This window comes from Pseudomonas sp. ES4 (assembly GCF_050586665.1).
GTDB classification, from domain to species: domain Bacteria; phylum Pseudomonadota; class Gammaproteobacteria; order Pseudomonadales; family Pseudomonadaceae; genus Aquipseudomonas; species Aquipseudomonas frederiksbergensis.
The window spans coordinates 51,202-77,342 of sequence record NZ_JBOBDO010000019.1; the positions used below are offsets into that span (position 1 = coordinate 51,202).

Sequence of the window (26,141 nt, forward strand, 5' to 3'; positions counted from 1 at the left end):
TGCGCTTTTCGTGCGTGCCAAATCAGAGCCCGCAGGAAACTTGCTTGGAGGGGGAGAACTTTTGCGAAAAGCCCGAGTCTATGTTTGCAAGTCTGGTCGTTTAGTTATGCAAGTCTCCTCCGAGCTTATCGAGGAGTGTTCATGCTAACCCAGGAAGAGGATCAGCAGCTGGTCGAGCGCGTTCAACGCGGCGACAAGCGAGCTTTCGATCTGCTAGTGCTGAAATACCAGCACAAAATTCTCGGGTTGATCGTGCGTTTCGTGCACGACACCCATGAAGCCCAGGATGTGGCGCAGGAAGCCTTTATCAAGGCGTACCGTGCACTTGGAAATTTTCGCGGAGACAGCGCGTTTTATACGTGGCTTTACCGCATCGCCATCAACACGGCGAAAAACTATCTGGTTTCACGCGGCCGTCGGCCGCCGGATAGCGATGTCAGTTCCGAGGATGCAGAGTTCTACGATGGCGATCATGGCCTCAAGGATCTCGAGTCGCCAGAACGTGCATTGCTGCGGGATGAGATCGAAGGCACCGTCCATCGAACCATTCAGCAACTTCCAGAAGATTTGCGTACGGCCTTAACTTTACGTGAATTCGATGGTCTGAGTTACGAGGACATTGCGGCCGTCATGCAGTGTCCGGTGGGTACCGTGCGCTCCCGGATTTTCCGCGCTCGGGAAGCCATCGATAAAGCCCTGCAGCCGTTGTTGCAGGAAAACTGAGACAGCGGCGACAGCCAAGAGAGGAACGCCATGAGTCGTGAAGCCCTGCAGGAATCGCTGTCCGCAGTGATGGATAACGAAGCGGACGAATTGGAATTGCGTCGGGTATTGAATGCCTTTGACGATGTTGAAACCCGTGATACCTGGGCTCGTTATCAAATCGCTCGGGCAGTTATGCACAAGGATTTGCTGCTTCCACGTCTGGATATCGCTGCGGCAGTCTCTGCTGCGCTGGCTGACGAAGCCGTACCAGCAAAAGCCACCCGTGGTCCATGGCGCAGCCTGGGTCGCCTGGCGGTCGCTGCTTCGGTAACCCTCGCCGTACTGGCAGGTGTTCGTCTGTATAACCAGGACGAGATCGCTGGGGTCGAACTGGCTCAACATTCCAGTCAACCAGGCTTGGCCGTTCCTCAGGTCAAGGGTCCAGCTGTATTGGCAGGCTACAATGAGGGTTCGGAAGCCACTGGTCCTATGGCCAACGGCGTATTGCAAGGTCAGCCAGGTTGGCACGATCAGCGTCTGCCAGGCTATTTGCGCCAACATGCTCAACAGGCTGCACTGAAAGGTACTGAGAGCGCTCTGCCTTACGCTCGTGCAGCAAGCCTGGAAAACCGTTAAGGAGGATCATGCGCGCCATCCCTCTACTTACGCTTCTGCTCGGTGGCTGGTTTGTTGTTCCAGCCCATGCTGATGAAGCCCAGGACTGGTTGACCCGTCTGGGCCAAGCCGAGCAACAGCAAAGCTTTCACGGTACATTCGTCTACGAGCGTAGCGGTAGTTTCTCTACCCACAACATTTGGCACCTCGTCCAGGATGGCAAGGTCCGCGAGCGTTTACTCCAGCTCGACGGCTCGGCACAGGAAGTCGTGCGCATTGATGGGCGTACTCAATGCGTCAGCGGCATTCTGATCGCAGGACTCGGAGATTCTCCCAGCTCCGCTGCTCGTGCACTCGATCCACAAAAACTCAAGAATTGGTACGACCTTGCCGTCATTGGCAAGTCGCGTGTGGCTGGGCGTGCGGCAGTGATCGTTTCACTGAAACCTCGTGATCAACATCGCTACGGTTTTGAATTGCATCTGGATAAAGAAACCGGCCTGCCTCTCAAATCATTGCTTCTGAATGAACGTGGGCAGTTGCTGGAGCGGTTTCAGTTCACACGACTGGATACCGCCGATGTCCCTTCCGACCGCGACTTACAGCCTGGCCCCGATTGCAAAACCATCGCCCTCGACAGTGACAAGGCCTCTGCAATCAAGTCCGCGCAAGTATGGCGTTCGGACTGGTTACCACCAGGTTTCGAGCTGGCCAGCAGTACCTCCCGCAAGGATCCAGAGACCAAAACCCAAGTCAACAGTCTGATGTATGACGATGGCCTGGCCCGTTTCTCGGTTTTCCTTGAGCCATTGAATGGCGCAACAATTACCGACACTCGCACCCAGTTGGGGCCGACCGCTGCAGTTTCCCGACGCTTGACTACCCCGCAAGGCGAGATGATGGTGACCGTGGTCGGTGAAATTCCGATAGGCACCGCCGAACGGATTGCGCTGTCCATGCGCAGCGACGCCACTGCAACCAAGTAGCGAGCTGAAATCGAAATGTTTGGTGAGCATTTCAACTTGCAAATATCCCCGAATTTTTTTATAGGTCAGAGCCTCTCGGCTCTGGCCTTGTTTGTTGTTCCCGGAACAAAAATACCGGCGTATCGTTCCCGGTGTTCCTTGCTCCATATCGCTTAACCATGCTCGTCGTAACGGGAGCCGTATGTCGATACCACGCTTGAAATCTTATCTTTCTATTTTTGCCACTGTGCTGGTGCTGGGTCAGGCGGTCGCTGTTCAGGCGGTCGAGTTGCCTGACTTCACTCAATTGGTCGAGCAGGCCTCGCCCGCGGTGGTAAACATCAGTACCACGCAGAAGCTGCCGGATCGCAGAGTGAACGAGCAAATGCCCGACCTTGAAGGCTTGCCGCCCATGTTGCGCGAGTTCTTCGAGCGCGGTATGCCGCCACAGCCGCGTACGCCACGCGGGGATCGTCAGCGTGAAGCCCAATCCCTGGGTTCGGGTTTCATCATCTCGTCTGATGGCTACATCCTGACCAACAACCATGTGATTGCCGATGCAGACGAGATCCTCGTCCGCCTGGCTGACCGCAGCGAACTGAAAGCCAAGCTGGTTGGTACCGATCCGCGTTCCGACGTGGCTCTGCTGAAAATCGAGGGCAAGGATCTGCCGGTCCTCAAGCTCGGTAAATCCCAGGACTTGAAGGCCGGCCAATGGGTCGTGGCGATTGGCTCGCCATTCGGTTTCGACCATACCGTGACCCAAGGGATCGTCAGCGCCGTTGGTCGCAGCCTGCCGAACGAAAACTATGTGCCGTTCATCCAGACCGACGTGCCGATCAATCCGGGTAACTCTGGGGGGCCGCTGTTCAACCTGGCCGGTGAAGTGGTCGGCATCAACTCGCAGATCTACACGCGATCCGGCGGTTTCATGGGCGTGTCGTTCGCGATCCCGATCGACGTCGCGATGGACGTTTCCAATCAGCTTAAAAGCGGTGGCAAAGTCAGCCGTGGCTGGTTGGGTGTGGTGATTCAGGAAGTGAACAAGGATCTGGCCGAATCGTTCGGCCTGGAGAAGCCAGCCGGCGCGCTGGTGGCTCAGATCCAGGACGACGGCCCGGCTGCCAAGGGTGGCCTGCAAGTAGGGGATGTGATTCTGAGCATGAACGGTCAACCGATCGTCATGTCCGCCGATCTGCCACATCTGGTGGGCGCGCTGAAGGCCGGCTCGAAAGCTGATCTGGAAGTGATTCGTGACGGTAAGCGCAAGAATGTCGAGTTGACTGTCGGCGCTATCCCGGAAGAAGGCAAAGAACTGGATTCGCTGCCGAAATCTACCATCGAGCGCAGCAGTAACCGGCTGGGTGTTTCCGTGGTCGAGCTGACGGATGAGCAGAAGAAAACCTACGACCTCAAAGGCGGCGTCGTCATCAAGGAAGTCCAGGACGGTCCTGCTTCTCTGATTGGCCTGCAGCCAGGCGATGTGATCACTCACCTGAATAACCAGGCAATCAGTTCTGCCAAGGAGTTCACGGATATTGCCAAGGCATTGCCGAAGAACCGCTCGGTGTCGATGCGGGTTCTGCGTCAAGGTCGCGCCAGTTTCATTACCTTCAAACTGGCTGAATAATCCGGTTGTTGGCTAAATAAAAAACCGCCTCGAAAGAGGCGGTTTTTTTGTGCCTGTCTTTTTTGTTTGAAAGGCAGATCAGCCCATCATGTCCTTGATCATGCGTTCCTGTTCCATCAGCTCGCGTTGCCGTGCATCGATACGCGATGACAGCGGGAAGTTGGTGCCTGCCTTGCGCTTGGCGAAGTCCAGTTGCTGAATGGCCTGGCGGTAATCCCCGACCAGGGCGAAATACTCGGCGCGGGCCTGATGCAGGCCGATGATGTTGCCTGACAGACCGCGAGTCTCGGCCACCATGTACCAGACGTCCGGATCGTCAGGACGGCTCTTGAGCAGATTCTCCAGTGCTTTTTCCGCATCGGGCGCACGGTTCTGCTTGAGCAGCAGGTCAACGCGCACTGAATTCAGCGGATAGTTGCCGGGATACTGCGTCAACATTCGGTCAACCCGAGCCTGGGCGTCCGGCAGACGATTGTTGGTGATGTCCAGATCGACCTGCGCCAGATTGTAGATGATCTCGTTCGGCGATTTGGCCAGAAGCGACTTGAGGTTTTCTCGTGCTTCATTCAACTGGCCGCCCTTGATCTGGGCGATGGCCAGGCCATAGCGAGCGACATCATTTTTCGGATTTTCTTCAAGCTGGGCACGAAAGCGTTTGGCGCCCAGGCCTGGGGTTTCTTCGTAGATCAACTGGACTCGTGCACGAATCAACTGATAACGCATAGAGTCTTCGATGCCGCCGGGTTTTGCCTGTTCGGCGCGGTTGCGCGTGTCAGCGATCCGCGACTCGGTCACCGGGTGAGTCAGCAGAAATTCCGGTGGCTTGGCGTCGAAGCGGTATTGGCGCGCCAATCGCTCGAACATGGTCGGCATCGACCGCGGGTCGTAACCGGCCTTTTCCAGGTTGAGGATGCCAATGCGGTCAGCTTCCTGTTCGTTCTGGCGAGAGAAACGCCGCTGTTCCTGAATGGCTGCCGCCTGAGTGCCAGCAATGGCCGCGATCCCGGCATCGCCGGCGCCGGCTGCGGCAATCACGATCCCGGCCAGCAGCGCGGCCATCATCGGCACCTGCATGCGCTGTTGTGCTTCGACGCCACGGGCGAAGTGGCGCTGCGACAAGTGAGCCAATTCGTGAGCGAGTACCGAGGCATATTCGCCCTCGGTCTGGGCATTGAGGAACAAGCCGCCGTTGACCCCGACAATGCCGCCTGGTGCGGCGAAGGCGTTGAGTTGCGGGCTGTTGATCAGGATGAACTCCAGGCGCCGGTCATTGACCTGGCTGGTCTCTACCAGCCTGTAGACGCTGGATTCGACGTAGTCCTTGAGCTGTGGATCGTTGAGTTGCGAAACCTGGCTGCGCAACAACGCCAGCCAGGCACGGCCCAACTGATGTTCCTGTTGCGGCGAGACAATGGCAGAACTGGCGTCGCCGAGTGACGGCAGGTCGTCGGCGAAGCCCGGTGAGGCGAGCAGGCAAGCGAGCGTCAGCAGGGTAGGGCGCAAAAAAGTCATGCACAAAGCCTTAGTCGACAAAGACCTTACTGTAGCCGGACACTACGCTTCGGACCAGATATTCTAGCCGCTCGACCACCTGCCCCCGGAGTGATGCAATGACCGATGCTGTAGCCCATGACGCCGAGCTCGATGCCAGCGGCCTGAATTGCCCCTTGCCGTTGCTCAAGGCCAAGATGGAACTCAATCGACTGGCCAGCGGCGCAGTGCTGAAGATAATTGCCACCGATGCGGGCTCGCAGCGCGACTTCCGCACCTTTGCCCGATTGGCCGGTCATACGCTGCTTCGTGAAGAAGATGAAGCGGGTGTTTACCGCTATTGGTTGAAAAAAGCCTGAATTCTGCTGCGCTCGTTTCTAAGGATTATTGATGTTCAAAGTGTTACGCGACTGGATTCAGCGCTATTTCTCCGATGAAGAGGCCGTGGTGCTGGCGGTTCTGCTGTTTCTGGCGTTTACCGCCGTGCTGACGCTGGGCGGCATGCTTGCGCCAGTGCTGGCCGGGATGGTGCTGGCGTATCTGATGCAAGGGTTGGTCGTCATTCTCGAACGTCTGCGCATGCCGGGCGGGGTGGCGGTGGGAATGGTCTTTGCGTTGTTCATGGGGCTGTTGCTGGTGTTCATCGTGATTGTGGTGCCGTTGCTCTGGCATCAGTTGATTACGCTGTTCAACGAGTTACCCGGCATGCTCGCCAAATGGCAGTCGCTGTTATTGCTGCTGCCCGAGCGCTACCCGCATTTGGTGTCCGATGAGCAGGTGCTGCAGGCCATCGAAGTGGCGCGGGGCGAGATCGGCAAGTTCGGTCAGTGGGCGCTGACGTTCTCGCTGTCGAGTCTGCCGTTGCTGGTGAACATCATGATCTACCTGGTGCTGGTGCCGATCCTGGTGTTTTTCTTTCTCAAGGACCGGGAGATGATCGGTCAGTGGGTGCGAGGTTACTTGCCCCGTGAGCGGGCGCTGATTACCCGCGTCGCTCATGAAATGAATCGGCAGATCGCCAATTACATTCGCGGCAAGGTCATCGAGATTTTCATTTGTGGTGGCGTGACCTACATAGGTTTTGTGGTTATGGGCCTCAACTACGCGGCGCTGCTGGCATTGCTGGTGGGCGTGTCGGTGGTGGTGCCTTATGTCGGGGCCGTGGTGGTGACCGTGCCGGTCATGCTGATTGCGCTGTTCCAGTGGGGCTGGAGCGATCAGTTCATCTATTTGATGGCGGTCTACGGAATCATCCAGGTGCTGGACGGCAACGTGCTGGTGCCGCTGTTGTTCTCGGAAGCGGTCAATCTGCATCCGGTGGCGATCATCTGCGCGGTGCTGTTGTTTGGCGGGCTGTGGGGCTTTTGGGGTGTGTTCTTTGCGATTCCGCTAGCAACCTTGTTCAAGGCCGTACTGGATGCGTGGCCGCGCAAAGAGCCGGTGGTGGCGCCGTTGCTTTAACTGCGAACATTGAATATGCGATGGGAGCCGGGCCTCATCACGAGCAGGCTCGCTCCCACATTCAACCGCGTTTGTCTGGACAACTCGGTCAACTGTGGGAGCGGGCTTGCTCGCGAAAGCGTCCGAAAGGACGCTAAAAATCAGGCCTTGTTCAGCGCCTGAGCTGCAGCCAAAACCGCATCCACATGCCCCGGTACCTTCACTCCGCGCCATTCCTGACGCAGCACACCATCCTTGTCGATCAGGAACGTGCTGCGATCAACGCCCATATATTCCTTGCCATAGAGCTTTTTCAGCTTGATCACGTCGAACTGCTGGCAGAGCGCCTCTTCCTTGTCGCTGATCAGCTCGAAGGTGAACGCCTGCTTGGCCTTGAAGTTTTCGTGTGATTTAAGGCTGTCGCGGGACACGCCAAAGACTTCGGTGTTGGCGGCTTTAAAGGCGTCGAGCTGGTCACGAAAGCCCTGGCCTTGAGTGGTGCAGCCTGGCGTGCTGTCCTTTGGATAGAAGTAGATCACCACCTGCTTGCCTTTGAGGTTCGCGAGGTTGACGGTCTGCCCGCTGGTGGCGGGTGCTTCGAAGTCGGCAACCGGTTGGTCGATGGCAACGGCCATGAAAGCTTCCTTACATTGGGTTTTGTGGGCGCCACGGTTCGATCAGGGCATCCAGGTTCAGCGCGTCGGCGAAATCCAGGAACTGATCGCGCAGCCAGCTGATCTGCACACCGGCCGGCAAGGTCACGGTAAACGTGGCATTGAGCATGGTGCCGCCGGTTTGCGGAGCCTGATAGGTGTCGCAGGTCAGGTTTTCCAACTCGACGTTGTGGTCCATGAAGAACTGGCACAGCTCGTTGATGATGTCCGAGCGGTAAGCCGAGCTGACATAAGCGACGTATGGCAGGGCTTGAGGACGATTCTCCAGCGCCGCGCTACGCACTACGTTGACCGTAAAGGCGTGCTTCTTGGCGAGGCTCGACAGGCTGCCTTCGAGGCGCGCCAGGGCGTCCCAGCTGCCGGAGATCTCGAGGATCAACGCACTGCACTCGCCATGACGTGTCAGGCGAGAGGTGACCACGGCGCAGCGGTTTTCATGGCTGGCGCGGCACAGGACGTTAGTCAGCTCCATGGGGTTGGCGCCGAGGGCACTGATGACAAGGAATTGTTCGCGAACTGTGGGGGTGGACATGCAGCATTCCTAAAGCGATGAGCGGTCGGTACGACCAAGGGCTTTTTTCCGGGAACGAGCCTGCGGATGCGAATTCAGAAAACCCGAGCCACAAGGTTGCAACATGCTCCAGTGAGGCAGGAGCGAGGGGCGGCAACGCTGGATCGGGGCTTGTGATGCCGAAAATGGAGGCTGGAACCCGGCGTACGAGCTTATCAGTACCGATCAAAGTCTGAAGGGTAGCGAAAAGCAGCGCCAAGGGGAATGGCAGCAGCGCAGTACTTCGCTTGTACAAGCATCTTGGCGCCAGTACCATTACCGCTCTCTTTTTCCGGCAGGAGCGGTTTCATGATTGCGGGCAGTATGGTGGCACTGGTCACACCCATGGATGCACAAGGGCGTCTTGACTGGGACAGCCTCAGCAAACTCGTGGACTTCCACCTTGAAAACGGCACCCATGCCATTGTCGCGGTCGGTACTACCGGCGAGTCGGCAACCCTCGACGTAGACGAACACATCGCCGTCATCAAAGCCGTGGTCAAGCAGGTCAATGGCCGTATTCCGGTCATCGCCGGTACCGGCGCCAACTCGACCCGCGAAGCCGTGGAACTGACCCGTAACGCCAAAGAGGCCGGCGCCGACGCCTGCCTGTTGGTCGTTCCGTACTACAACAAGCCGACCCAGGAAGGCTTGTACCTGCACTTCAAGCACATTGCCGAAGCGGTCGACATCCCTCAGATCCTCTACAACGTTCCTGGCCGCACCTCCTGCGACATGCAGGCCGAGACCGTGATTCGCCTGTCCACTGTGCCGAACATCATCGGTATCAAGGAAGCCACCGGCGACATGAAGCGTGCCAAGGCAATCCTTGATGGCGTGAGCAAGGACTTCATCGTGCTGTCCGGCGATGATCCGACCGCTGTCGAGCTGATCCTGATGGGCGGCAAGGGCAACATCTCCGTCACCGCCAACGTCGCCCCGCGCGAAATGGCCGACCTGTGCGAGGCGGCGCTCAAGGGCGACGCCGAGACTGCACGGGCAATCAACGAAAAATTGATGCCGCTGCACAAGGATCTGTTCATCGAAGCCAACCCGATTCCGGTGAAGTGGGCTTTGGTCGAAATGGGCCTGATGCACGAAGGCATTCGCCTGCCGCTGACCTGGCTGAGCGCACCTTGTCATGAAACGCTTCGCACGGCCCTGCGCCAGTGCGGCGTCCTGGTTTAATTGAGGAAGTACTACGCATGAAGCGATTGGCCGGACTTTCCGCACTTGCCTTGATCATCTCCAGCACCAGTGGCTGTGGATGGGTCTGGGGCCCGGAAGGTTATTTCCGTGACCGCGGTAGCGATTACCTGGAAGCGCAACAGACTGCACCCATGCAACTGCCGCCGGATGTCAGCACCGCCAAACGTCTGGATCCGCTGTTGCCGATCCCGCGCAACGTGGCCGATGACTCCGTCAAGGGCGAGTACATCGTTCCTCGTCCGCAGCCGTTGTCGGCAGCGGCTGACGCCAGCGCCTACTCGCTGCAAAAGACCGGTGATTCGCGTTGGATCGTCGCTCAGAACCCGCCAGCCGAAGCCTGGCCAGTGGCCGTGCAGTTCTTCCAGGACAACGGTTTCCGTCTGGACGAACAGCGTCCGCAAACCGGCGAATTCACCACCACCTGGCAGCATTCCGACGAACTGTCCGCAGCGATGGCCAAGCGCCTGAGCGCAGCCGGTGTCGGCGCTGACAGCGAAACCCGCGTGCGGGTCCGCATCGAGCCAGGCGTGCAGCGCAACACCAGCGAAATCTACGTGGTCAGCGCCGAGCGTCCTGCCGGTAGCACCGCCGACGTGGCCTTCACCAACCGTTCGGTCAACACTGGCCTGGACGCGGCACTGGTCGACGACATGCTCGCGAGCATGAGTCGCACTTCGGAGAAGGGCGGTTCGGTCTCCATGCTGGCTTCGCGTGACGCCGATACGCCAAGTCGTGTCAGCCTGAGCGAAGACGGCAGCGGTAACCCTGTCCTGAACGTCGGCACCGACCTGGATCGTGCCTGGTCGAGCGTCGGTCGTGCGCTGGAACAGGGCGAGTGGCGCGTTGAAGACATCAACCGCAGCCTGGGTCTCTACTACATCAACCTGGCCGAAAAAGCCGAGAAGAAGGACGAGAAGCCAGGTTTCTTCAGTGGTCTGTTCGGCAGCAAGCCGGACAAGGAAGAAGTTGAAGCCCGTGCCGAGCGTTATCAGGTTCGCCTGAGCAAGGTTGGCGAAAACGTCCAGGTCACCGTAGAGAAAAACATCAACACCGTGGCGCCGGCAGATGTGGCGCGCAAGGTATTGAGCGTGATTCAGGACAATCTGGGCTGATCACATGCGTTTTGCCGTTCTCGGTAGCGGTAGCCAAGGGAACGGCACGCTGATAGCCAGCGCTGACACGTATGTGCTGGTGGATTGTGGTTTCTCCCTGCGGGAAACCGAAAAACGCCTGCTGCGCCTGGGTGTGAACCCTGCGCAGCTGAGCGCGATACTCGTGACCCACGAACATGCCGACCACGTGCATGGCGTGGGTTTGCTGTCTCGGCGCTACAATCTGCCTGTCTACCTCAGTCGCGGTACCCTGCGCGGGATGCGCAAACCCATAGAACCGGCTGGCCTACTGGCCGGCGGCGAGCAACTGCAGATCGGCGCACTGAGCATCGGCGTCATTGCCGTGGCCCATGATGCACAGGAACCGACGCAATACGTCTTCAGTGACGGTGAGCGGCGTTTCGGCCTGTTGACCGACCTGGGCTCGTATTGCAACAAGGTGCTGGACGGTTATCGGGACCTCGATGCGTTGATGATCGAGTCCAACCATTGCCGTGACATGCTGGCTCGCGGTCATTACCCGTACTTTCTCAAGCAGCGGGTAGGCGGTGAACTGGGGCATTTGAACAACCATCAGGCGGCATTCCTGGTGTCCGAGTTGGGCTGGCAAGGCCTGCAACATCTGGTCCTGGCCCATCTGAGCAGCAAGAACAACCTGCCGCAGCTGGCCCGGCAATGTTTTGTCGACACCCTCGGGTGCGACCCGGACTGGCTGCAACTGGCCGATCAAGATTCAGGGCTCGACTGGCGACACATCGCCTAGCCCACCTACTTAGCAAGCGGAGCCCATCATGGAAAAACGTGAAGAACTCTACCGCGGCAAAGCCAAATCGGTTTTCAAGACCGACGACGCTGACCGCTTGATCCTGCTGTTTCGCAACGACACTTCGGCGTTCGACGGCAAGCGCATCGAGCAGCTCGACCGCAAAGGCATGGTGAACAACAAGTTCAACGCCTTCATCATGCAGAAACTCGAAGCAGCCGGCGTGCCGACCCAATTCGACAAACTGCTGGGCGACAATGAATGCCTGGTGAAGAAGCTCGACATGATCCCGGTCGAGTGCGTCGTGCGTAACTACGCCGCCGGCAGCCTGGTCAAGCGCCTGGGCGTTGAAGAGGGCATGAAGCTCAACCCTTACACCTTCGAACTGTTCCTGAAGGACGACGCCAAGGGCGACCCGTTCATCAACGAATCCCACGTCGTGGCTTTCGGTTGGGGCACCGCCGAGCAACTGGTTCGCATGAAAGAACTGTCGCTCAAGGTCAACGAAGTCCTGAGCAAACTGTTCGACGACGCCGGCCTGTTGCTGGTCGACTTCAAGCTGGAGTTCGGCGTGTTCTCCGACGGCTCCATCGTCCTGGGCGACGAATTCAGCCCGGATGGCTGCCGTCTGTGGGACAAAGCCACCGGCAAGAAAATGGACAAGGACCGCTTCCGTCAGGGCCTCGGTGACGTCATCGAAGCGTACGAAGAAGTCGCCAATCGTCTGGGCGTACCGCTTTAATCGACGCAAGCATCTGATAGCACGGAAAAATTTCGCTTAGGGGGTTCGCTTCCGGCAAAAGTGTTGTTATGATGCGCGCCGTTGGAGAGATGCCAGAGTGGCCGAATGGGACGGATTCGAAATCCGTTGTACCTTCACCGGTACCTAGGGTTCGAATCCCTATCTCTCCGCCATTATTGAATAAGACTAAGCCCCTGAAATTGTTAAAGATTTCAGGGGCTTTTTCGTTCCCGGCGTTTTGTTTAGGGCAAATTTGCAGCCTGCTCTTTCCTATCGAACCAGAACTCTCGCCTTGATCACCCACAATCCCAACAAAGTCAGAACAGCAAAGCCGCCACCCATCAGGAAAGTGGCTTGGAAGCCTATCGTGTCCCACAGCGCTCCAGCGATGACGCTGGCCAGCAGCAAGGCCAACCCGGTTAACAGATTGAACATGCCAAATGCCGTCCCGCGCAGTTCAGCCGGTGCGCAATCGGCGATCAGGGCGGCGAATATTCCTTGGGTAAACCCCATGTGCAGGCCCCATAGAACGACGCCGACGATCAGGCCTTCGATACCCGGCGCGAACGCCAGGGTCAGGTCGGCAGCAATCAGCAAAATCAGACCTGCGCCGAGCACCGCCACGCGGCTGACACGATCAGACAAGGCCCCGGCGGGATAGGCTGACAGTGAGTAGGCCACTCCCATCAGAACAAGCACCGCTGGCGCCCACATCGGCGCGAGCCCGACGGCCTGGCCGCGCAGTATCAGAAAGGCTTCGCTGAAACGGGCCAAGGTGAACACCGCAGCAACACCCACCACCCACCAGTAGCCAGCGCCCAGTCGGGCTAATTCCCGCCGGCTCAAAGGCGCACGCACCCGACGCGTTCCTTCCGCTTGTTTGGGCTCGTGAACGAACACCAGCAGCACTGCGACGGCAAGGAAGGCCGGAATGACGGCGACCCAGAACACAGTCTGGAAGTGGTTCGCGGTCAGCCACATCAATCCGATCGCCAGCAACGGACCCAGGAATGCACCCACGGTATCCAGAGTTTGCCGCAGGCCGAAAGCTGCCCCCCGTATCGCCGGCGGTGTGATGTCGGCCACCAATGCATCGCGCGGGGCGCCGCGAATACCTTTGCCAATGCGGTCGATAAAGCGAGCCCCGATCAGCCAGTCCAGCGAGCTCGCCAAAGGAAAGATCGGTTTGGACAGTGCCCCCAGCCCATAGCCCAACGCTGCGAGCAGCTTGCGCTTGCCCAATCGATCACTGAGCGCCCCGGAGAATACCTTGGTGATCGAGGCCGTAGCCTCGGCAATACCTTCGATGAGACCCACCGCCAAGACGGAGGTCCCGAGCACGGTGACCATATAGAGCGGCAACAAGGCATGGATCATCTCTGAGGAGATATCCATCAGCATCGAGACGAAGCCCAACGCCCAGATGCCGCCAGGCATGGTGCGCCAGGCATTGGCGGTTGACGTCTTCTCGACTGGCGCAGTAACCGAAGTGCCATCCGACTTGTCCGTGGTTTTCATCATGAGCCTCGTAAGTCTGTTTGGCATAAGCATCTGATAGCGCGTCGTACCCCCGCAGCCGCGTTGCCGCTAACTCCGCCAAGATACGCTGGATCGATGAGTGATTTCGATCAGACAGTTGCGCCGATCTCACATCAGCATTTTCTGGTTTTCGGTGTAACTCTGGTCATTAGCTATCATGCAATACAGGGCAAATCACCGGATGTCGGGGGGATGCATGAACAGATGGCGACGGTTTTGGGTGTTTGTGAAGCTGGTGGCCGCATTCACGGCATGCCTGACCGTTGCCGTTCAGGCTTTCAGCTACATGTTGGAAAGCCCCGATGCAGCGCAGGTGCACCCTTTGAGCATTTTGGTGGTTGGACTGATCTTTGGCTTCATCACCTATGGAATCCTTTCACTGATTGAAAGGGCTGTGCGGGGTTTACTGCCCCATCCTCAGCCGGCTCAGCCTGAAGCAGAATTTAAAGAAGTTGACGTGCTGATGGAAGAACAACCTTTGGCCTTGTCAGCTGACGATTCTTCCCAACAGAAGAATCAGTGAGCAGTCTGTAAGGCATGTATTACCGGGCGATCATCAAAGGTTCGAATCAGCGTTTTTTACGTCGGACCGAACAGCATCGCAGCGTAAGAAAAATATGCCTTTTCAAGGGAAAAGTTACTCAGCGCAGTCACCCAATTTACCGCCCCCCGATTCTATTGGTTGTCCCGTCAATCAAGGCTGTATCTGCGAAACATCCCCTGACATTGAAAGACCCTGCTGCAAAAAAACCTCATCTACTCTCGTTTCGCAGATCACTGATCTGTGTCATCAGCAATCGCAAGGAGCGAGCAATGTATTTTGAGATTTACAGGCAAACCCGTGGCACCGCACAGACCGGCAAAGGTCAATGGCGATGGCGTTTGAGGGCGGGTAACCATGAAACGATTGCCAGCGGGGAGGCTTACGTCAACAAGTCTGATTGTGTGCATGCCATCAGCTTGATCAAAGGGACTCACGATCAGACGCCGGTCAAGGAAATCTAGTCTTCAGACGGTGAAGCTGCTCAGTCAGAGCAGCTTTGTTTTGATCGAGTGGCTTTCCTTATGGTTGTGAATGCCCCAGTTTTCGTTTGATCAGGTCGTAGACATCCTTGTGGGTGGAGTTGTGCAGGGAATTATCCTTGCAGGCCGACCTGAGGAACGTTTTAACCTCTTCCTTTGCGTGAGGGTAAAGGCCGGCGACGTAATCGGCTTCATGGTCCTGGGTGCAGTTGAAGTGTTTGTCGTCTTTCGCTTTATCTCTAGCCATGATTAGGCTCCCTTGAGTTCAAATGTTTTTCGATGGCCAGGGCCGTTTTGCCCCAAACGTTGCTGAGCTTAGTGGCGCAAGCGAGTCCCGCCATACGAGCAACGAAATCAGGAAAGGGACGTAGGATTGGTCGGTGGTCTGCATTTTCGTTAAACGAAATGTGCTTGAGTCGCATAGACGCCGATTGCGGCAGCTACCTAAACTGCCTTCGGATTTGGGAGCGGGGTCAGTGGATGAATCGTAACGAACTACGCAAGGCCGACATCAACCTGATGGTGGTGTTTGAAACGCTGATGCTCGAGCGCAACGTCACCCGGGTGGCGGAAAAATTGTTTCTCGGCCAGCCGACCATCAGTTCGGCGCTCAATCGCTTGCGCACGATGTTCAACGACCCGCTGTTCATTCGCGTCGGCCATCGTATGGAGCCGACGGCGCGGGCCGAGGAAATTATTCTGCACCTGTCGCCGGCGCTGGAATCGTTATCGGTGGCGTTGAGCCTGACCCATGATTTCGACCCCGCCAGCAGCACCATGACCTTTCGTATCGGGCTGTCGGACGATGTCGAGTTTGGCCTGCTGCCGCCATTGCTGCGTGCCTTGCGCCAGGAAGCACCCAAGGTGGTGTTCGTGGTGCAGCATGTCGATTACTGGCGGATTCCGGACTTGCTGGCGTCCGGCGATATCACCGTTGGTATCAGCCAGACTCGCGGGCTGCCGGCCAACGCCAAGCGCAAGCTGTTGCGGCACATCCTGCCCAACATTTTGCGCGCGGACGCATCGGACACACCGCTGACGCTGGATGAGTATTGCGCGCGACCGCACGTACTGGTTTCCCACACCGCCAATGTCAGTGGCTACGCCGATGAGTGGCTGGCGGAGATTGGTCGCACGCGCCACGTGGTCCTGTCCGTGCCGCAATACAGCTCGTTGCCGGCCTTGCTGGCCGGGACCGATCTAATTGCCAGTCTGCCGGACTACGCCGCCGAAGCGATGGCCGCGTCCGGCCAGCTGTTCAAGGAACCGTTCCCGTTCAAGACGCCTACTCTGGACCTCTCGATGGTCTGGCTCAGCCATGTCGATACCGACCCGGCCGAGCGCTGGTTGAGGTCACGGCTGGAGGCGTTCATGAGTGAGCGAGCGGTTTTACCGCCCGAGTGAGTAGGGCGATGCTGTGATATATGTACGATCTTTCTGCCCACTTTCAGGAGCTCAGTCATGCCTCACCTGCACATGGAATACACCGCCAACCTGCCCGAGCTCAATGCTGACGTGGCGTTGATCCGACTCAACAATGCGTTGGTGGCTTCCGGTCAGTTTGCTGCCGAATACGACATCAAGAGCCGAGCGGTGAAGGTTGAAACGTTCAAGGTCGGCACGATGTCAGGTGAGCGAGCCTTTGTGCATGTGAAACTGGCGCTGTTGAGCGGTCGTTCGCCGCAGATCAAGCAGCAGTTGTCTGAAAGTTTGCTGGCTGTGGTGCAGGAGCTATGTGAATGGCCGACGGACATTGAAGTCCAGCTGGCCGTGGAAATCCTCGACATTGATCGAGAGTCTTACACCAAGATTGCCATCAGCCACTGAGTTTCAGGCCATTTCCTGCTCGGTGCAGGCCTTGACCACTTGCTCGCGCAGCCAGGTGTTGGCGCTGTCCTGATCGACATTCTGGCTCCACTGCATGTCGAGGCTGAATCCCGGCAAGCCGTTGGGCGCTTCGCAATGTTTGAAGATTGCGTCGTTGGCCAGCAATTGCTGGATACGCCGAGGCAGGGTCAGGATGAAGTCGGTGCCGGTGATCATCTTCAGTGCCGCGCTGTAGCTGTTGGAGCGCGCGACGATCTGGCGTTTTTGCGCCTGCTGCGCCAACCAGCCGTCAACCATGTTGGTGCTGGACGTCCAAGGTGTCGGGAACACGTGTCGGCGTTCAACAAAGGCTTGCAGGCTTAAACGCCGCTCCGGCGGTGAGGCACGTTTATCGAAGACGCAGACCAGGTCGTCCTCCAGCAGCATTCGGGATTTGAAATCGCCGTGACTGCGATGAAAGTTCGGGCCGAAGCAAATCACCAGGTCGAGGCTGCCGTCGCGTAGCTCTTCGGCCGGGATGTCGGTTTCGAACTTGTGCATGTTGACCATCACTGGAAGGTCGGCGAAATCGAAGCTTTTCAACAGGCGCGGCAGGATCAACTGCTCGAAGTATTCCGGTGCGCAGATATTGAAGGTGACGGGTTGCAGGGTTGGATTGAATGCTGGCGCACCGGCGTGACACAGGTTGATGCTTTCCAGGATCTTCAGCACGTGGGTGTACATGGTGCTGGCTTTGTAGGTGGGACGCATACCCGCTCGGGTATTGATGAACAGTTCGTCTTCGAAACTGGTGCGCAGCTTTTTCAGGCAGTAACTCACGGTGGACTGGCTGACGCAGAGCGCCTCGGATACACCGGTGACGCTGCTTTGCTCATACACGGCGATAAACACCATGAGGTCCTGCATATCGAGCTTTCTAAGCAAGTTACTGTTCAACATCCGTTTCGTCTCGCTGTGCTCCTTGCGCTGACTGTGCGCAAACTTGTGCGACAGATCCTAACGGAACGATGGTTCCAGGAGAATGCCTTGTAGGCTTTTTCATGGAAAGTTGTGGGGCAATTCCAGCGGTCTTCAGCCCTGAACGGCTGCAGGCACCCCGCGGCGACTGGACATCAGCAAGGCCCACATACCGATTCCCACCAGCAGCGCGCCGATGATTTCCAGCGGCAGTGGCGGCTGACGGAACCAGAACCAGTGAAAAACGGTGAGGAGCAGCGTGCTCAGGTAAATGTAGGAAATGACCGAGGAAGGGGCGAGAACGCCGATGGCCCGATGCAGCAGCCAGAAGGTCGCCAGCGTGGCGAACACCGCCAGGTAAATCAGCCACCAGAAATCGCTCACGGTCAGCAATGACGCCGATCGCCAGCCGCCGCTGAACCCACAGAGTGCCAGCAGAAACAGCGCACCGAACAACATGTTCCAGAAAGTCATGCCCACCGGGCCGCGATCCTTGAGACTGCGGGCCTTGAGCCATTGACTCAGGGGCGAGTAGAGCGCCATCGCCAGGCAACCGACGCCATACACCGACACTGCATACAGCGAAGGCAGCTCACCAGGACCTGCGCCTTTCAACACCAGCAACACGGCCCCGGCAGCAGCCATCAGCATCGGCAGCACCCGCTGTTTCAGGTGGCTGTCGGGCATCAAAACCGCTTCGAACAGCAATGTCAGCAGTGGCACCAAGGTGAACATCGTTCCGGTGTTGACGGCCGAAGCGTAGCGCAGTGCCTCGAACAGCGAGCCGAAATACGCCGCCAGCAGCAAGCCGAGCACGGCATGGCCGAACAGTCCGCGGGCGGTCATGGCGATATCACCCTTGAATAGCAACAGCGGCAAAAACACCAAGGCGCAGAACAGCAGGCGCAAACCGGTCAGCAGGATCGGGTCGATGGCCTGGCTGACCTGTGCTGCCGCCGAAAACGATGCAGCGATCAACAGTGCCCAGAGCAACATGCCGACGTGAGCGGCGGCGAAACCGGTGTGTTTCATGGTGGGGTGTCCGGGTCAGTGAATGTGTCGGGCGTAATGCCGCGGATCGAAGCGCAAGACCATCAGGATCATCACTGCCATGACGCCGGTCAGTGACCACCAGGCCCATTCGAAGCTGCCGAGCTGATCGCGGATCAACCCGGCAATCAGCGGCGAGAGACCGGCGATCAGGTAGCCGATGCCTTGCACGAACGCGGTCAGGCCACCGGCACGCCGGGGATTGTCCAGATGATCCAGGGACACGATCAGGCTCATCGGGAACAGTCCGCCGATACCGAGCCCCAGCAGACAGGGCCACAACAGCGTCAGATGTTGCGGGCTGAGAACAAGCCCGCAGAAACCGGCCATGATCAGCGCCAGCAACACCACCAGCACCACGCGCCGGTCACGGCTGCGGTTGGCGATGGCCGGTGTCAGCAGGCCGGACAACACTTCCATGGCGGTCAGGAAACCCAGCAGCAACCCGGCGTTTTGTTCGCTCCAACCCTTTTCCACATAGTACGGCGCCAGCCAGGCCAGCACGCAGGTGTAGGACGCCGTGCCCAGGCCGAAGAAGATTGCGAGCAGCCAGGCGCGGGAATTGCCGAAGAACGACCCATTGCGCTGCGCCTGAGCAGGCTGCGCCGGCAGCCTTGCACGTTGCAGACACCAAAACAGCAGCGCTACCAGCGCCAGCGCCGCCCAGATCGCCAGGCCCACACGCCAGCTGCCAGTGCGGATCATCACCAGCGGCGCAAACGACGCCGCAATCGCTGCGCCGCCCATGATCGACGTGACATAGAGCCCCATGCACACCGAAACGTTGTCGCTGAAACGGGATTTGATCAGCGCCGGCATCAACGCCTGGATCAGCGCGATACCGATACCCGCCAACACGGCGCTGAGGATCAGTTCGGCCGCTGAATCGAGGAATAACCGCGACACCGTGGCCACGCCGATGATCAGCAGCGAGAGCACCACGGTGCGTTGTTCGCCGATTCGTTGGCTGACGCCCAGCCCAAAGAACATCGCCAGCCCCATTGCCATCACTGGCAGCATGGTCAACAACGAGGCCAGGCTGAAACTGAGCGCAATGTCACCGCGAATCGCCGACAGCAAAGGACCGACGGCGGCCATGGAAGGCCGCAGGTTCAGGGCGACAAGAATGATGCTGAACATCAGCCAGACGGCGGGGCGGGAGATTGCGCGAACGTTTTCCATCTATCGGACCTTGAATGACAAGGCGCCGATTAGGCGCGCGAGGCCTGCGGGCCGCAAATCAGATAGTCCCAAGCAGTATTTAGAAATTAAATAACACCCCGTACTCCCTGTAGCAGCTGCCGAAGGCTGCGTCCGGCTGCGAAGCAGACGCACATTCTGGCACCGGATGAACCTGCCATACCGCATTGGCTGATTTAACGTCTGCTTCGCAGCCGAACGCAGCCTTCGGCAGCTGCTACATGTCCGGTGGTGGTTCTCAATTGTTTAGTCAATCCGCAACCAAAGTTCTTCAAATCCTTATTTAACGACTTAACCTCCCGTGTGACGCTGCTGGTCATCTGTTCTCTGTGGTTTTCTCTATGGACGGTTGTCCCGTCGCACTTCCCTCCGAATTAGCCTTTTGGGCGCTGTGGCACTGCCGTCACGCGCGCCCACCGGATTCCTGCATTTCCCGTTGATTGTTCTTACAGGTCCCGCGCTATGCGCCGGGATCAAAGCGGCGACGCCTGTGCGTTTGCCTGACGCGGAAATAAGAGAATTCCCATGAGTGTTGCCACGACATCTTTCGCCACCCAGCAAGAAGCCCTGACCTTTCTGGAACAGAACCCGGATATCGAGATGTTCGAGTTGTTCATCCTCGACAACAACGGTGTACCGCGGGGCAAGTTGCTGCACCGCGATGAACTGCTGGCGGTGTACGAAAGCGGACGGCCATTGCCGAGCACCATTCTTGGCCTGACCATCAACGGCGATGACGTGGAAAACTCCGGCCTGGTCTGGGACGTTGGCGATATCGACTGCCGGGCGTACCCGATCAGCGGCAGTTTGACGCGCATGCCGTGGCGGTTGATTCCAACGGCGGCGGTGCAGGTCAGCATGCACCCGAAGGAGGGCATGCCCGCGACGATTGCCGATCCACGGCATCTGCTGACGAAAGTCATCGAGGGCCTGCAGGCCGACGGCTATTACCCGGTGATGGCGGCGGAGCTGGAGTTCTACCTGCTGGATCAGCAGCGCGACAGCAACGGTCGGCCGCAACCGGCGCGGGATGTCGATGGCGGTCGTCCGCGCGGGACCCAAGTCTACGGATTGCGTGAACTGGAGCAGATCGAACCGTTTCTGGCTGATCTCTACAGCGCCTGCAAACTCCAGGGCATTCCGGCGCGCACGGCGATTTCCGAATACGCGCCGGGGCAAGTGGAAATCACCCTCGAACACCGCACCGACGCCTTGCAGGCGATGGACGAAGCAGTGCGCTACAAACGACTGGTCAAGGGCGTGGCGCACAAGCACGGAATGACAGCGTGCTTCATGGCCAAACCGTTCGATGACCTGGCGGGCACTGGCATGCACATGCACGTCAGCCTGGCGGACAAGGAGGGCAACAACCTGTTCGCCAGCGAAGCCCCGGAAGGTACACCGCTGCTCAAACAGGCGGTCGGCGGGATGCTCAGCACCTTGCTCGATTCGTTGCTGCTGTTTTGTCCAAACGCCAACTCTTACCGTCGCTTCCAGACCAACAGCTATGCGCCGCTGGCACCCACGTGGGGCGTGGACAATCGCACCGTGAGTTTGCGCGTGCCCGGCGGGCCGGCGTTTTCCCGGCATATCGAACACCGCATCTGTGGCGCCGACGCCAACCCGTATCTGGCGGCTGCGGCGATTCTGGCCGGGATCCATCGCGGTATTCGCGAACAACTCGATCCTGGGGCGCCGGTGGAGGGCAATGGCTACGCCCAGGCCACGGAACTGTTACCGACTGACTGGCTGACCACGTTGCGGGCGCTGGAAGGTTCGAACTGGGCACGGGAAGCGTTCGGCGGGGAGTTCCTCGGCGTGTACCTGGCGGTAAAACGTGCCGAGTATCGACAGTTCATGGGCGAAGTCGGCGAGCAGGACTGGCGCTGGTATTTGCATCAAGCCTGAACAGAATCTGAACCATTCTCAAATCAGTCAAGAGTCTTGGTCTAATGCCACGAGCCAACTAATCGTTGGCTTCTTTTTCACAAAAAATTGAGGGTTGGCTACCTAAAATTAGTGCAATCGCGGTAAATGAAGTTTTCACATTTGCCGATGGCACTTCTTTTCAGGAACAGCCGATCATCATGTGGAAGATTAAAGCCGTGCGCCCCGAGTGGGTGACACTGATTGCCAGTGCCTTTCTGTTAACAGGCTTCAATCTTGTTCTCTGGCAGCACCTGTTTGAGATCACGGCATCTGACGGTCAAGGCATCGTCATGCGCGTGGTGTTCGGCTTGATGATCCTGGCGGCCTTCAACATTGTGCTGACCCTGCTGGCGTTCCGGTTTGTGCTCAAGCCGGTGTTGACCCTGCTCTTCATGATCAGCGCCGGAGTGGCGTATTTCATGAGCCAATATGGTGTTTTGATTGACACCGGCATGTTGCGTAACTTTGCGCAAACCAATGCGACAGAAGTGCGTGACTTACTCTCGATCAAGTTACTTGCCTATATAGTTTTGCTCGGGGTTTTGCCGTCCTTTTTATTATGGCGAACGCCGGTTAGTTACCGTCACTGGCACCGTGAGCTACTCAGCAAAGTTCTCGTGAGTGTCGCGTCAGTTGCTGTGATCGGTGGGGTTGCGCTGGTTAACTATCAAGGCTTGTCCTCATTGTTTCGCAATCACCATGAGTTGCGCCTGATGGTGGTGCCGAGCAACTACATTGGCGCCTCGGCCGGCTATCTGCGTGAGCAGGTCGCCTCTGCGCGGCAACCCTTCGTCACGCTGGGCGAAGATGCCCAGCGAAATCCCGCCTGGCAAACCCACGGCCGCAAATCCCTGACCGTGCTGGTGGTGGGCGAAAGTGCCCGGGCCGAGAACTTCGGCATCCTGGGGTATGACCGTGACACCACACCCAAACTGGATAAAGAAGCCGGCCTGATCGCTTTTACCGATGTGCATTCCTGCGGTACGGAAACAGCGGTGTCGGTGCCGTGCATGTTCTCCGACATGGGCCGCAAGAACTACAACGCCAGCAAGGCAAAAAACGAGGAAGGCTTGCTGGATGTACTCAAGCACGCGGGGCTCGACGTGATCTGGCGCGATAACCAATCAGGCTGCAAAGGCACTTGCGATCGGGTCACCCTCGACGACGTCAGTAACCTCAAGGACCCGGTACTGTGCGCCAATAGCGAATGCCGCGATGAAATCCTGCTGCAGGGTTTGCAGCACTTCATCGATACGCTGGATAAAGACACGGTACTGGTGTTGCACCAGATGGGCAGCCACGGTCCGGAATACTTCAAGCGCTACCCGAAAGAGTACGAACACTTCACCCCTGTTTGTGAAAGTAACGCCCTGAACAATTGCAGTCGCGAAAGTATCGTCAATGGCTACGACAACACCCTGGTGTATACCGACCACGTGCTGTCCACCCTGATCGATTTGTTGCGTAGCAATCAGGACAAAGTCGACACCGCGATGCTCTATCTGTCGGACCACGGCGAATCCCTGGGCGAGTACAACTTGTTCCTGCATGGCACGCCTTACATGCTGGCGCCGGAACAACAAAAACATGTCGCGATGCTGGCCTGGTTTTCCGACAGCTATCAAAAGTCGTTCTCGGTGGATACCCATTGCCTGCAACTGAGTCGCGAAAAGCCCTTGAGCCAGGACAACCTGTTCCATTCGATGCTTGGTTTGCTGGAGGTCAAGAGCAAGGTCTACAACCAGGACCTGGATATGTTTGCCGGATGTCGCGGTGCGGTGATCGACGGCGTTCTGGCCAAAGAGTAAGTGCTTCACCCTTTTTTGCATGCAGCTGTTTCAACACATCGCCTGTCCCGAGCATCGTTTGGCAATGCTCAAGGAATTCCATCGGGGTCGTCGCGATACGGTGATTGTGGCGATACGGATCGATACTCATTTCAAAGGCCGACGTACGAAGGCCGCTAGACCGTTGGCCAGCAAGGCCGACGTGGAATCCGAGTTAAATTGCACAGGTCAGTCATCAGGATTTACTGCCCGGCTGTGCGCGGATGCGTGTCTACGTACTGCGTAAGGCCCGCTAGTCTCCGCCTGTCAGACATTTCTTGCTGTTTGGCCGGCATTTTCGCTAAAGCTCTTGTTCAGTGAATGCGCGGAAATCGCCGGGGGCGATATATACTGCGCGCCATTCTTCAAGGGAGAGCCGTGTGGCCATCGATATTCACTGGATTCGCGACAACGATAGCCTCGGTCAGTTTTGTGCCGAGTGGCAGCAGCTGCCATTCGTTGCCCTCGACACCGAATTCATGCGGGTCGACACCTTTTATCCGATTGCAGGCCTGCTGCAGATCGGCGATGGCGTACGCGCTTACCTGATTGACCCGCTGACCATCGACAACTGGCAGCCGCTGGCCGCGTTGCTGGAGAACCCGGCCGTGGTCAAAGTCGTCCATGCGTGCAGCGAAGACCTCGAAGTCCTGCTGCGCCTGACCGGCAGCCTGCCAGCGCCACTGTTCGACACCCAACTGGCCGCCGCTTACCTGAACCTCGGTTTTTCCATGGGTTATTCACGGCTGGTGCAGGAAGTGCTCGGCATCGACCTGCCCAAGGGCGAGACCCGTTCCGACTGGCTGCAACGTCCACTTTCCGATACCCAAATCAGCTACGCCGCCGAAGATGCCTTGCACTTGGCGGAAGTTTTCGTACAGCTTCGTCCGAAGCTTTCTGACGACAAGTACGCCTGGGTCCTGGAAGACGGTGCCGAGCTGGTGGCCAATCTGCGCCGCGAAGTTGATCCGTATGAGGTCTATCGTGAAGCCAAGCTGGCCTGGAAGCTTTCCCGCGCCCAGCTCGCCGTGTTGCGTGAACTGTGCGCCTGGCGGGAGCGCGAAGCCCGCGCCCGTGATCTGCCGCGCAACCGCATCGTGCGTGAGCACTCCCTGTGGCCGTTGGCGCGGACTCAGCCGGACAACCTCGGCGCGTTGGCAAAAATCGAAGACATGCACCCGCGTACCGTGCGTCAGGACGGCGAGTTTCTGCTTGAGCTGATCAAACGCTCTGGCAGTGTGTCGCCTGATCAATGGCCGCCTGCGGTGCCGGAGCCTTTGCCGGTGGACGCCGCCACGCTGGTCAAACAGCTGCGTGCGATCGGCCAGGCCGAAGCTGAGCGCCTGAACATCGCGCCAGAGCTGATGCTGCGCAAGAAAACCCTGGAAGCGCTGCTCAAGAGCGGCTATCCCAACGGTCCTTACCAATTGCCTGATTCGCTGCGTGGCTGGCGCCGCGAATTGATGGGCCAGGCGCTGCTCGACAGCCTGGCCACCGCCGGAGAACAGCCTTGAAACGTATTTGCTCCATTTATCGAAGCCTGAAGAAAAACGAGATGTACCTCTATGTGCTCAAAAGCGATGCACTGGAGCGCGTCCCGGAAAGTCTGATGGCCGCCTTCGGCAAACCGCATCACGCCTTCGACCTGGTGCTGACCCCCGAGCGCAAACTGTCGCGCGAGGACATCACCGTGGTGCTGGAAAACCTTGAGAAGCAGGGTTATCACTTGCAGATGCCACCGGCCGAAGACGAGTACATCGAACATTTGCCGGAAGAATTGCTGCGCCGCAACGACCCGATGTGACCGGCAGACAGGCTCTGTTCAGAGCCTTTATGAAACACTGGAATGATTTTGGCGATGGCCAGGGCGATGGAGCGTTATTCCGTCGGTGGCCGTCTGCTCTGTTTTTGAAAGGTTTGAACCATGCGCGTGCTGATTGCTGAACACGACCACCCGGTGTACGCCCAGCTGTTGCGTCAAGCAGCGCCCGACCTGGAAGTGCTGACCAGCGGCGACTCCGCCGAACTGGCCAGCCTGGCCGCTGATTGTCCGATCTGGCTCGGTCAGCCGGACCTGCTGGCGACCTTGCTGCGTCAGGGTCACGAACCACAATGGCTGCAATCGACCTGGGCGGGCATTACGCCGCTGCTGGCCGATGGCTTGCCACGTCACTATCGCCTGACTCGGGCGGTAGGGATTTTTGGTCAGGTCATGGCCGAATACGTGCTGACCTACATGCTCGGCCACGAGCGCGAAGTGCTGCCGCGGCTGGTCAGCCAGGTCGAGCGCAAGTGGGACAGTCGCCAGGGCCAAAGCCTGGCCGGCCGCAAAGTGTTGATCGTTGGCACCGGTGATATTGGCCAGACCGTGGCGCAGTTTCTTCTGCCGTTCGGCGTCGAGTTGTACGGCATCGCCAGCGAAGCCCGCGAGCAGGCGCCGTTTGTCGAAGTCGGGGCACTGGCTGATCTGCCGCGTCTGGTGGGTGAAGTCGATTACGTGATCAATCTGCTGCCGAATACGCCAAACACCCACGACCTGTACGACGCGGCGCTGTTCAAGCAGTTTAAGCCGACCGGGTTGTTCATCAACGTCGGGCGCGGCGTGGCGGTGGTCGATGCGGATCTGGTGGAGGCCCTGAAAGAAGGGCATCTGGCAGGTGCGGTGATCGACGTCTGCCGTCAGGAACCACTGCCGCAACGTCATCCGTTCTGGACTGCCTGGGGCTTGCTGCTGACCGGCCACAGTTCGGCACCGACCTCGCCATCGATGATGGTGAACCTGTTTGTCGAGAACCTGCGGGCGTATCAGGCGGGTGAAGCATTGCGCGGGGAAGTGGATTTCAATCGCGGGTATTGAATTACACCGATGATCGTTCCCACGCTCTGCGTGGGAA

At 58.2% G+C, this 26,141-nt stretch carries 27 protein-coding genes, 1 tRNA gene and 1 pseudogene; 21 read left to right on the forward strand and 8 right to left on the reverse strand.

Features of this window, described 5'->3' with window-relative positions; translation table 11 throughout:
* The first annotated feature begins 141 nt into the window (after nt 1-141).
* The 4 genes from rpoE (at nt 142) to ACQ4OB_RS20065 (ending at nt 3,915) form a co-directional block, all read left to right on the forward strand.
* Nucleotides 142-723 (forward strand): RNA polymerase sigma factor RpoE, encoded by a 582-nt coding sequence (gene rpoE, locus ACQ4OB_RS20050; RefSeq protein WP_007944079.1) that lies wholly within the window; start codon nt 142-144, stop codon nt 721-723.
* Between the two features lie 30 nt (nt 724-753).
* Nucleotides 754-1,341, forward strand: a complete 588-nt coding sequence (locus ACQ4OB_RS20055; RefSeq protein ID WP_074874279.1) for a sigma-E factor negative regulatory protein — start codon at nt 754-756, stop codon at nt 1,339-1,341.
* Between the two features lie 8 nt (nt 1,342-1,349).
* Nucleotides 1,350-2,306, forward strand: a complete 957-nt coding sequence (locus ACQ4OB_RS20060) for a MucB/RseB C-terminal domain-containing protein (protein WP_074874280.1) — start codon at nt 1,350-1,352, stop codon at nt 2,304-2,306.
* Between the two features lie 181 nt (nt 2,307-2,487).
* A complete protein-coding gene (locus ACQ4OB_RS20065) occupies nt 2,488-3,915 on the forward strand; it encodes a DegQ family serine endoprotease (protein ID WP_074874281.1) in 1,428 nt (475 codons plus the stop codon).
* A gap of 78 nt (nt 3,916-3,993) precedes the next feature.
* Here the strand turns inward: ACQ4OB_RS20065 and ACQ4OB_RS20070 are convergent, their stop codons facing one another.
* Nucleotides 3,994-5,427 carry a M48 family metalloprotease gene (locus tag ACQ4OB_RS20070; protein ID WP_102615526.1) on the reverse strand — a complete coding sequence of 478 codons (1,434 nt, stop codon included), beginning with the start codon at nt 5,425-5,427 and terminating at the stop codon, nt 3,994-3,996.
* Nucleotides 5,428-5,525: 98 nt separating this feature from the next.
* Here ACQ4OB_RS20070 and ACQ4OB_RS20075 point away from each other — a divergent pair, with 98 nt between their 5' ends.
* Nucleotides 5,526-5,765 carry a sulfurtransferase TusA family protein gene (locus tag ACQ4OB_RS20075; protein WP_430956312.1) on the forward strand — a complete coding sequence of 80 codons (240 nt, stop codon included), beginning with the start codon at nt 5,526-5,528 and terminating at the stop codon, nt 5,763-5,765.
* A 31-nt stretch (nt 5,766-5,796) separates the two neighbouring features.
* The gene (locus ACQ4OB_RS20080) at nt 5,797-6,867 is read left to right on the forward strand and encodes an AI-2E family transporter (protein WP_430956313.1); all 1,071 of its coding nucleotides are present in this window, start codon (nt 5,797-5,799) and stop codon (nt 6,865-6,867) included.
* Nucleotides 6,868-7,007: 140 nt separating this feature from the next.
* Here the strand turns inward: ACQ4OB_RS20080 and ACQ4OB_RS20085 are convergent, their stop codons facing one another.
* Both ACQ4OB_RS20085 and ACQ4OB_RS20090 read right to left on the reverse strand, forming a co-directional pair.
* Complete coding sequence (locus ACQ4OB_RS20085) at nt 7,008-7,481, reverse strand: peroxiredoxin (RefSeq protein ID WP_430956314.1); 474 nt, start codon at nt 7,479-7,481, stop codon at nt 7,008-7,010.
* A gap of 10 nt (nt 7,482-7,491) precedes the next feature.
* Complete coding sequence (locus tag ACQ4OB_RS20090; protein WP_046055714.1) at nt 7,492-8,052, reverse strand: glycine cleavage system protein R; 561 nt, start codon at nt 8,050-8,052, stop codon at nt 7,492-7,494.
* Between the two features lie 327 nt (nt 8,053-8,379).
* Here ACQ4OB_RS20090 and dapA point away from each other — a divergent pair, with 327 nt between their 5' ends.
* The 5 genes from dapA (at nt 8,380) to ACQ4OB_RS20115 (ending at nt 12,069) form a co-directional block, all read left to right on the forward strand.
* Nucleotides 8,380-9,258, forward strand: coding sequence for a 4-hydroxy-tetrahydrodipicolinate synthase (dapA, locus tag ACQ4OB_RS20095; protein WP_074874285.1), 879 nt, complete (start codon nt 8,380-8,382; stop codon nt 9,256-9,258).
* 17 nt (nt 9,259-9,275) lie between these two features.
* Complete coding sequence (gene bamC, locus ACQ4OB_RS20100; RefSeq protein WP_074874286.1) at nt 9,276-10,391, forward strand: outer membrane protein assembly factor BamC; 1,116 nt, start codon at nt 9,276-9,278, stop codon at nt 10,389-10,391.
* A gap of 4 nt (nt 10,392-10,395) precedes the next feature.
* Nucleotides 10,396-11,154 (forward strand): MBL fold metallo-hydrolase, encoded by a 759-nt coding sequence (locus ACQ4OB_RS20105; protein WP_008153089.1) that lies wholly within the window; start codon nt 10,396-10,398, stop codon nt 11,152-11,154.
* A 28-nt stretch (nt 11,155-11,182) separates the two neighbouring features.
* On the forward strand, nt 11,183-11,896 hold the full coding sequence (gene purC, locus ACQ4OB_RS20110) for a phosphoribosylaminoimidazolesuccinocarboxamide synthase (protein ID WP_008034929.1): 714 nt from the start codon (nt 11,183-11,185) through the stop codon (nt 11,894-11,896).
* Between the two features lie 83 nt (nt 11,897-11,979).
* A tRNA-Ser gene (locus ACQ4OB_RS20115) sits at nt 11,980-12,069 on the forward strand.
* 97 nt (nt 12,070-12,166) lie between these two features.
* On the opposite strand, the gene ACQ4OB_RS20120 is transcribed toward ACQ4OB_RS20115, so the two are convergent.
* The gene (locus ACQ4OB_RS20120; RefSeq protein ID WP_102615527.1) at nt 12,167-13,414 is read right to left on the reverse strand and encodes an MFS transporter; all 1,248 of its coding nucleotides are present in this window, start codon (nt 13,412-13,414) and stop codon (nt 12,167-12,169) included.
* Nucleotides 13,415-13,631: 217 nt separating this feature from the next.
* Between ACQ4OB_RS20120 and ACQ4OB_RS20125 the strand changes: the two genes are divergently transcribed.
* Together ACQ4OB_RS20125 and ACQ4OB_RS20130 are read left to right on the forward strand one after the other, a co-directional pair.
* The gene (locus ACQ4OB_RS20125; RefSeq protein ID WP_074874291.1) at nt 13,632-13,958 is read left to right on the forward strand and encodes a hypothetical protein; all 327 of its coding nucleotides are present in this window, start codon (nt 13,632-13,634) and stop codon (nt 13,956-13,958) included.
* Nucleotides 13,959-14,248: 290 nt separating this feature from the next.
* On the forward strand, nt 14,249-14,440 hold the full coding sequence (locus ACQ4OB_RS20130; protein WP_074874292.1) for a YegP family protein: 192 nt from the start codon (nt 14,249-14,251) through the stop codon (nt 14,438-14,440).
* Nucleotides 14,441-14,498: 58 nt separating this feature from the next.
* Here ACQ4OB_RS20130 and ACQ4OB_RS20135 read toward each other — a convergent pair whose 3' ends face one another.
* Nucleotides 14,499-14,705: a hypothetical protein gene (locus tag ACQ4OB_RS20135; RefSeq protein WP_074874293.1), complete on the reverse strand. Its 207-nt coding sequence runs from the start codon at nt 14,703-14,705 to the stop codon at nt 14,499-14,501.
* A gap of 233 nt (nt 14,706-14,938) precedes the next feature.
* On the opposite strand from ACQ4OB_RS20135, the gene ACQ4OB_RS20140 reads away from it, so the two are divergent.
* Together ACQ4OB_RS20140 and ACQ4OB_RS20145 are read left to right on the forward strand one after the other, a co-directional pair.
* Complete coding sequence (locus tag ACQ4OB_RS20140) at nt 14,939-15,862, forward strand: LysR substrate-binding domain-containing protein (protein ID WP_430956315.1); 924 nt, start codon at nt 14,939-14,941, stop codon at nt 15,860-15,862.
* A gap of 57 nt (nt 15,863-15,919) precedes the next feature.
* Nucleotides 15,920-16,285: a 5-carboxymethyl-2-hydroxymuconate Delta-isomerase gene (locus tag ACQ4OB_RS20145; protein ID WP_430956316.1), complete on the forward strand. Its 366-nt coding sequence runs from the start codon at nt 15,920-15,922 to the stop codon at nt 16,283-16,285.
* A gap of 3 nt (nt 16,286-16,288) precedes the next feature.
* On the opposite strand, the gene ACQ4OB_RS20150 is transcribed toward ACQ4OB_RS20145, so the two are convergent.
* From ACQ4OB_RS20150 to ACQ4OB_RS20160, 3 genes are all read right to left on the reverse strand, one after another.
* A complete protein-coding gene (locus ACQ4OB_RS20150; RefSeq protein WP_430956317.1) occupies nt 16,289-17,224 on the reverse strand; it encodes a LysR family transcriptional regulator in 936 nt (311 codons plus the stop codon).
* Between the two features lie 132 nt (nt 17,225-17,356).
* Nucleotides 17,357-18,274, reverse strand: a complete 918-nt coding sequence (locus tag ACQ4OB_RS20155; protein WP_430956318.1) for a DMT family transporter — start codon at nt 18,272-18,274, stop codon at nt 17,357-17,359.
* A 15-nt stretch (nt 18,275-18,289) separates the two neighbouring features.
* The gene (locus tag ACQ4OB_RS20160) at nt 18,290-19,474 is read right to left on the reverse strand and encodes a cyanate transporter (protein ID WP_430956319.1); all 1,185 of its coding nucleotides are present in this window, start codon (nt 19,472-19,474) and stop codon (nt 18,290-18,292) included.
* A 543-nt stretch (nt 19,475-20,017) separates the two neighbouring features.
* Between ACQ4OB_RS20160 and ACQ4OB_RS20165 the strand changes: the two genes are divergently transcribed.
* The 6 genes and pseudogenes from ACQ4OB_RS20165 (at nt 20,018) to ACQ4OB_RS20190 (ending at nt 26,104) form a co-directional block, all read left to right on the forward strand.
* Nucleotides 20,018-21,400, forward strand: a complete 1,383-nt coding sequence (locus tag ACQ4OB_RS20165; RefSeq protein WP_430956320.1) for a glutamine synthetase family protein — start codon at nt 20,018-20,020, stop codon at nt 21,398-21,400.
* Between the two features lie 179 nt (nt 21,401-21,579).
* Nucleotides 21,580-23,229 (forward strand): phosphoethanolamine transferase, encoded by a 1,650-nt coding sequence (locus ACQ4OB_RS20170; protein WP_430956321.1) that lies wholly within the window; start codon nt 21,580-21,582, stop codon nt 23,227-23,229.
* A gap of 10 nt (nt 23,230-23,239) precedes the next feature.
* Nucleotides 23,240-23,504: pseudogene (locus ACQ4OB_RS20175) on the forward strand (class I SAM-dependent methyltransferase); the annotation flags it as partial.
* Between the two features lie 123 nt (nt 23,505-23,627).
* Nucleotides 23,628-24,761: a ribonuclease D gene (rnd, locus tag ACQ4OB_RS20180; protein ID WP_430956322.1), complete on the forward strand. Its 1,134-nt coding sequence runs from the start codon at nt 23,628-23,630 to the stop codon at nt 24,759-24,761.
* Nucleotides 24,758-25,051 carry a YcgL domain-containing protein gene (locus ACQ4OB_RS20185; protein WP_007898694.1) on the forward strand — a complete coding sequence of 98 codons (294 nt, stop codon included), beginning with the start codon at nt 24,758-24,760 and terminating at the stop codon, nt 25,049-25,051. Before rnd ends, ACQ4OB_RS20185 begins: the two co-directional genes overlap by 4 nt.
* A 120-nt stretch (nt 25,052-25,171) precedes the next feature.
* Nucleotides 25,172-26,104, forward strand: coding sequence for a D-2-hydroxyacid dehydrogenase (locus tag ACQ4OB_RS20190; RefSeq protein ID WP_074874302.1), 933 nt, complete (start codon nt 25,172-25,174; stop codon nt 26,102-26,104).
* The last annotated feature ends 37 nt before the right edge of the window (nt 26,105-26,141 follow it).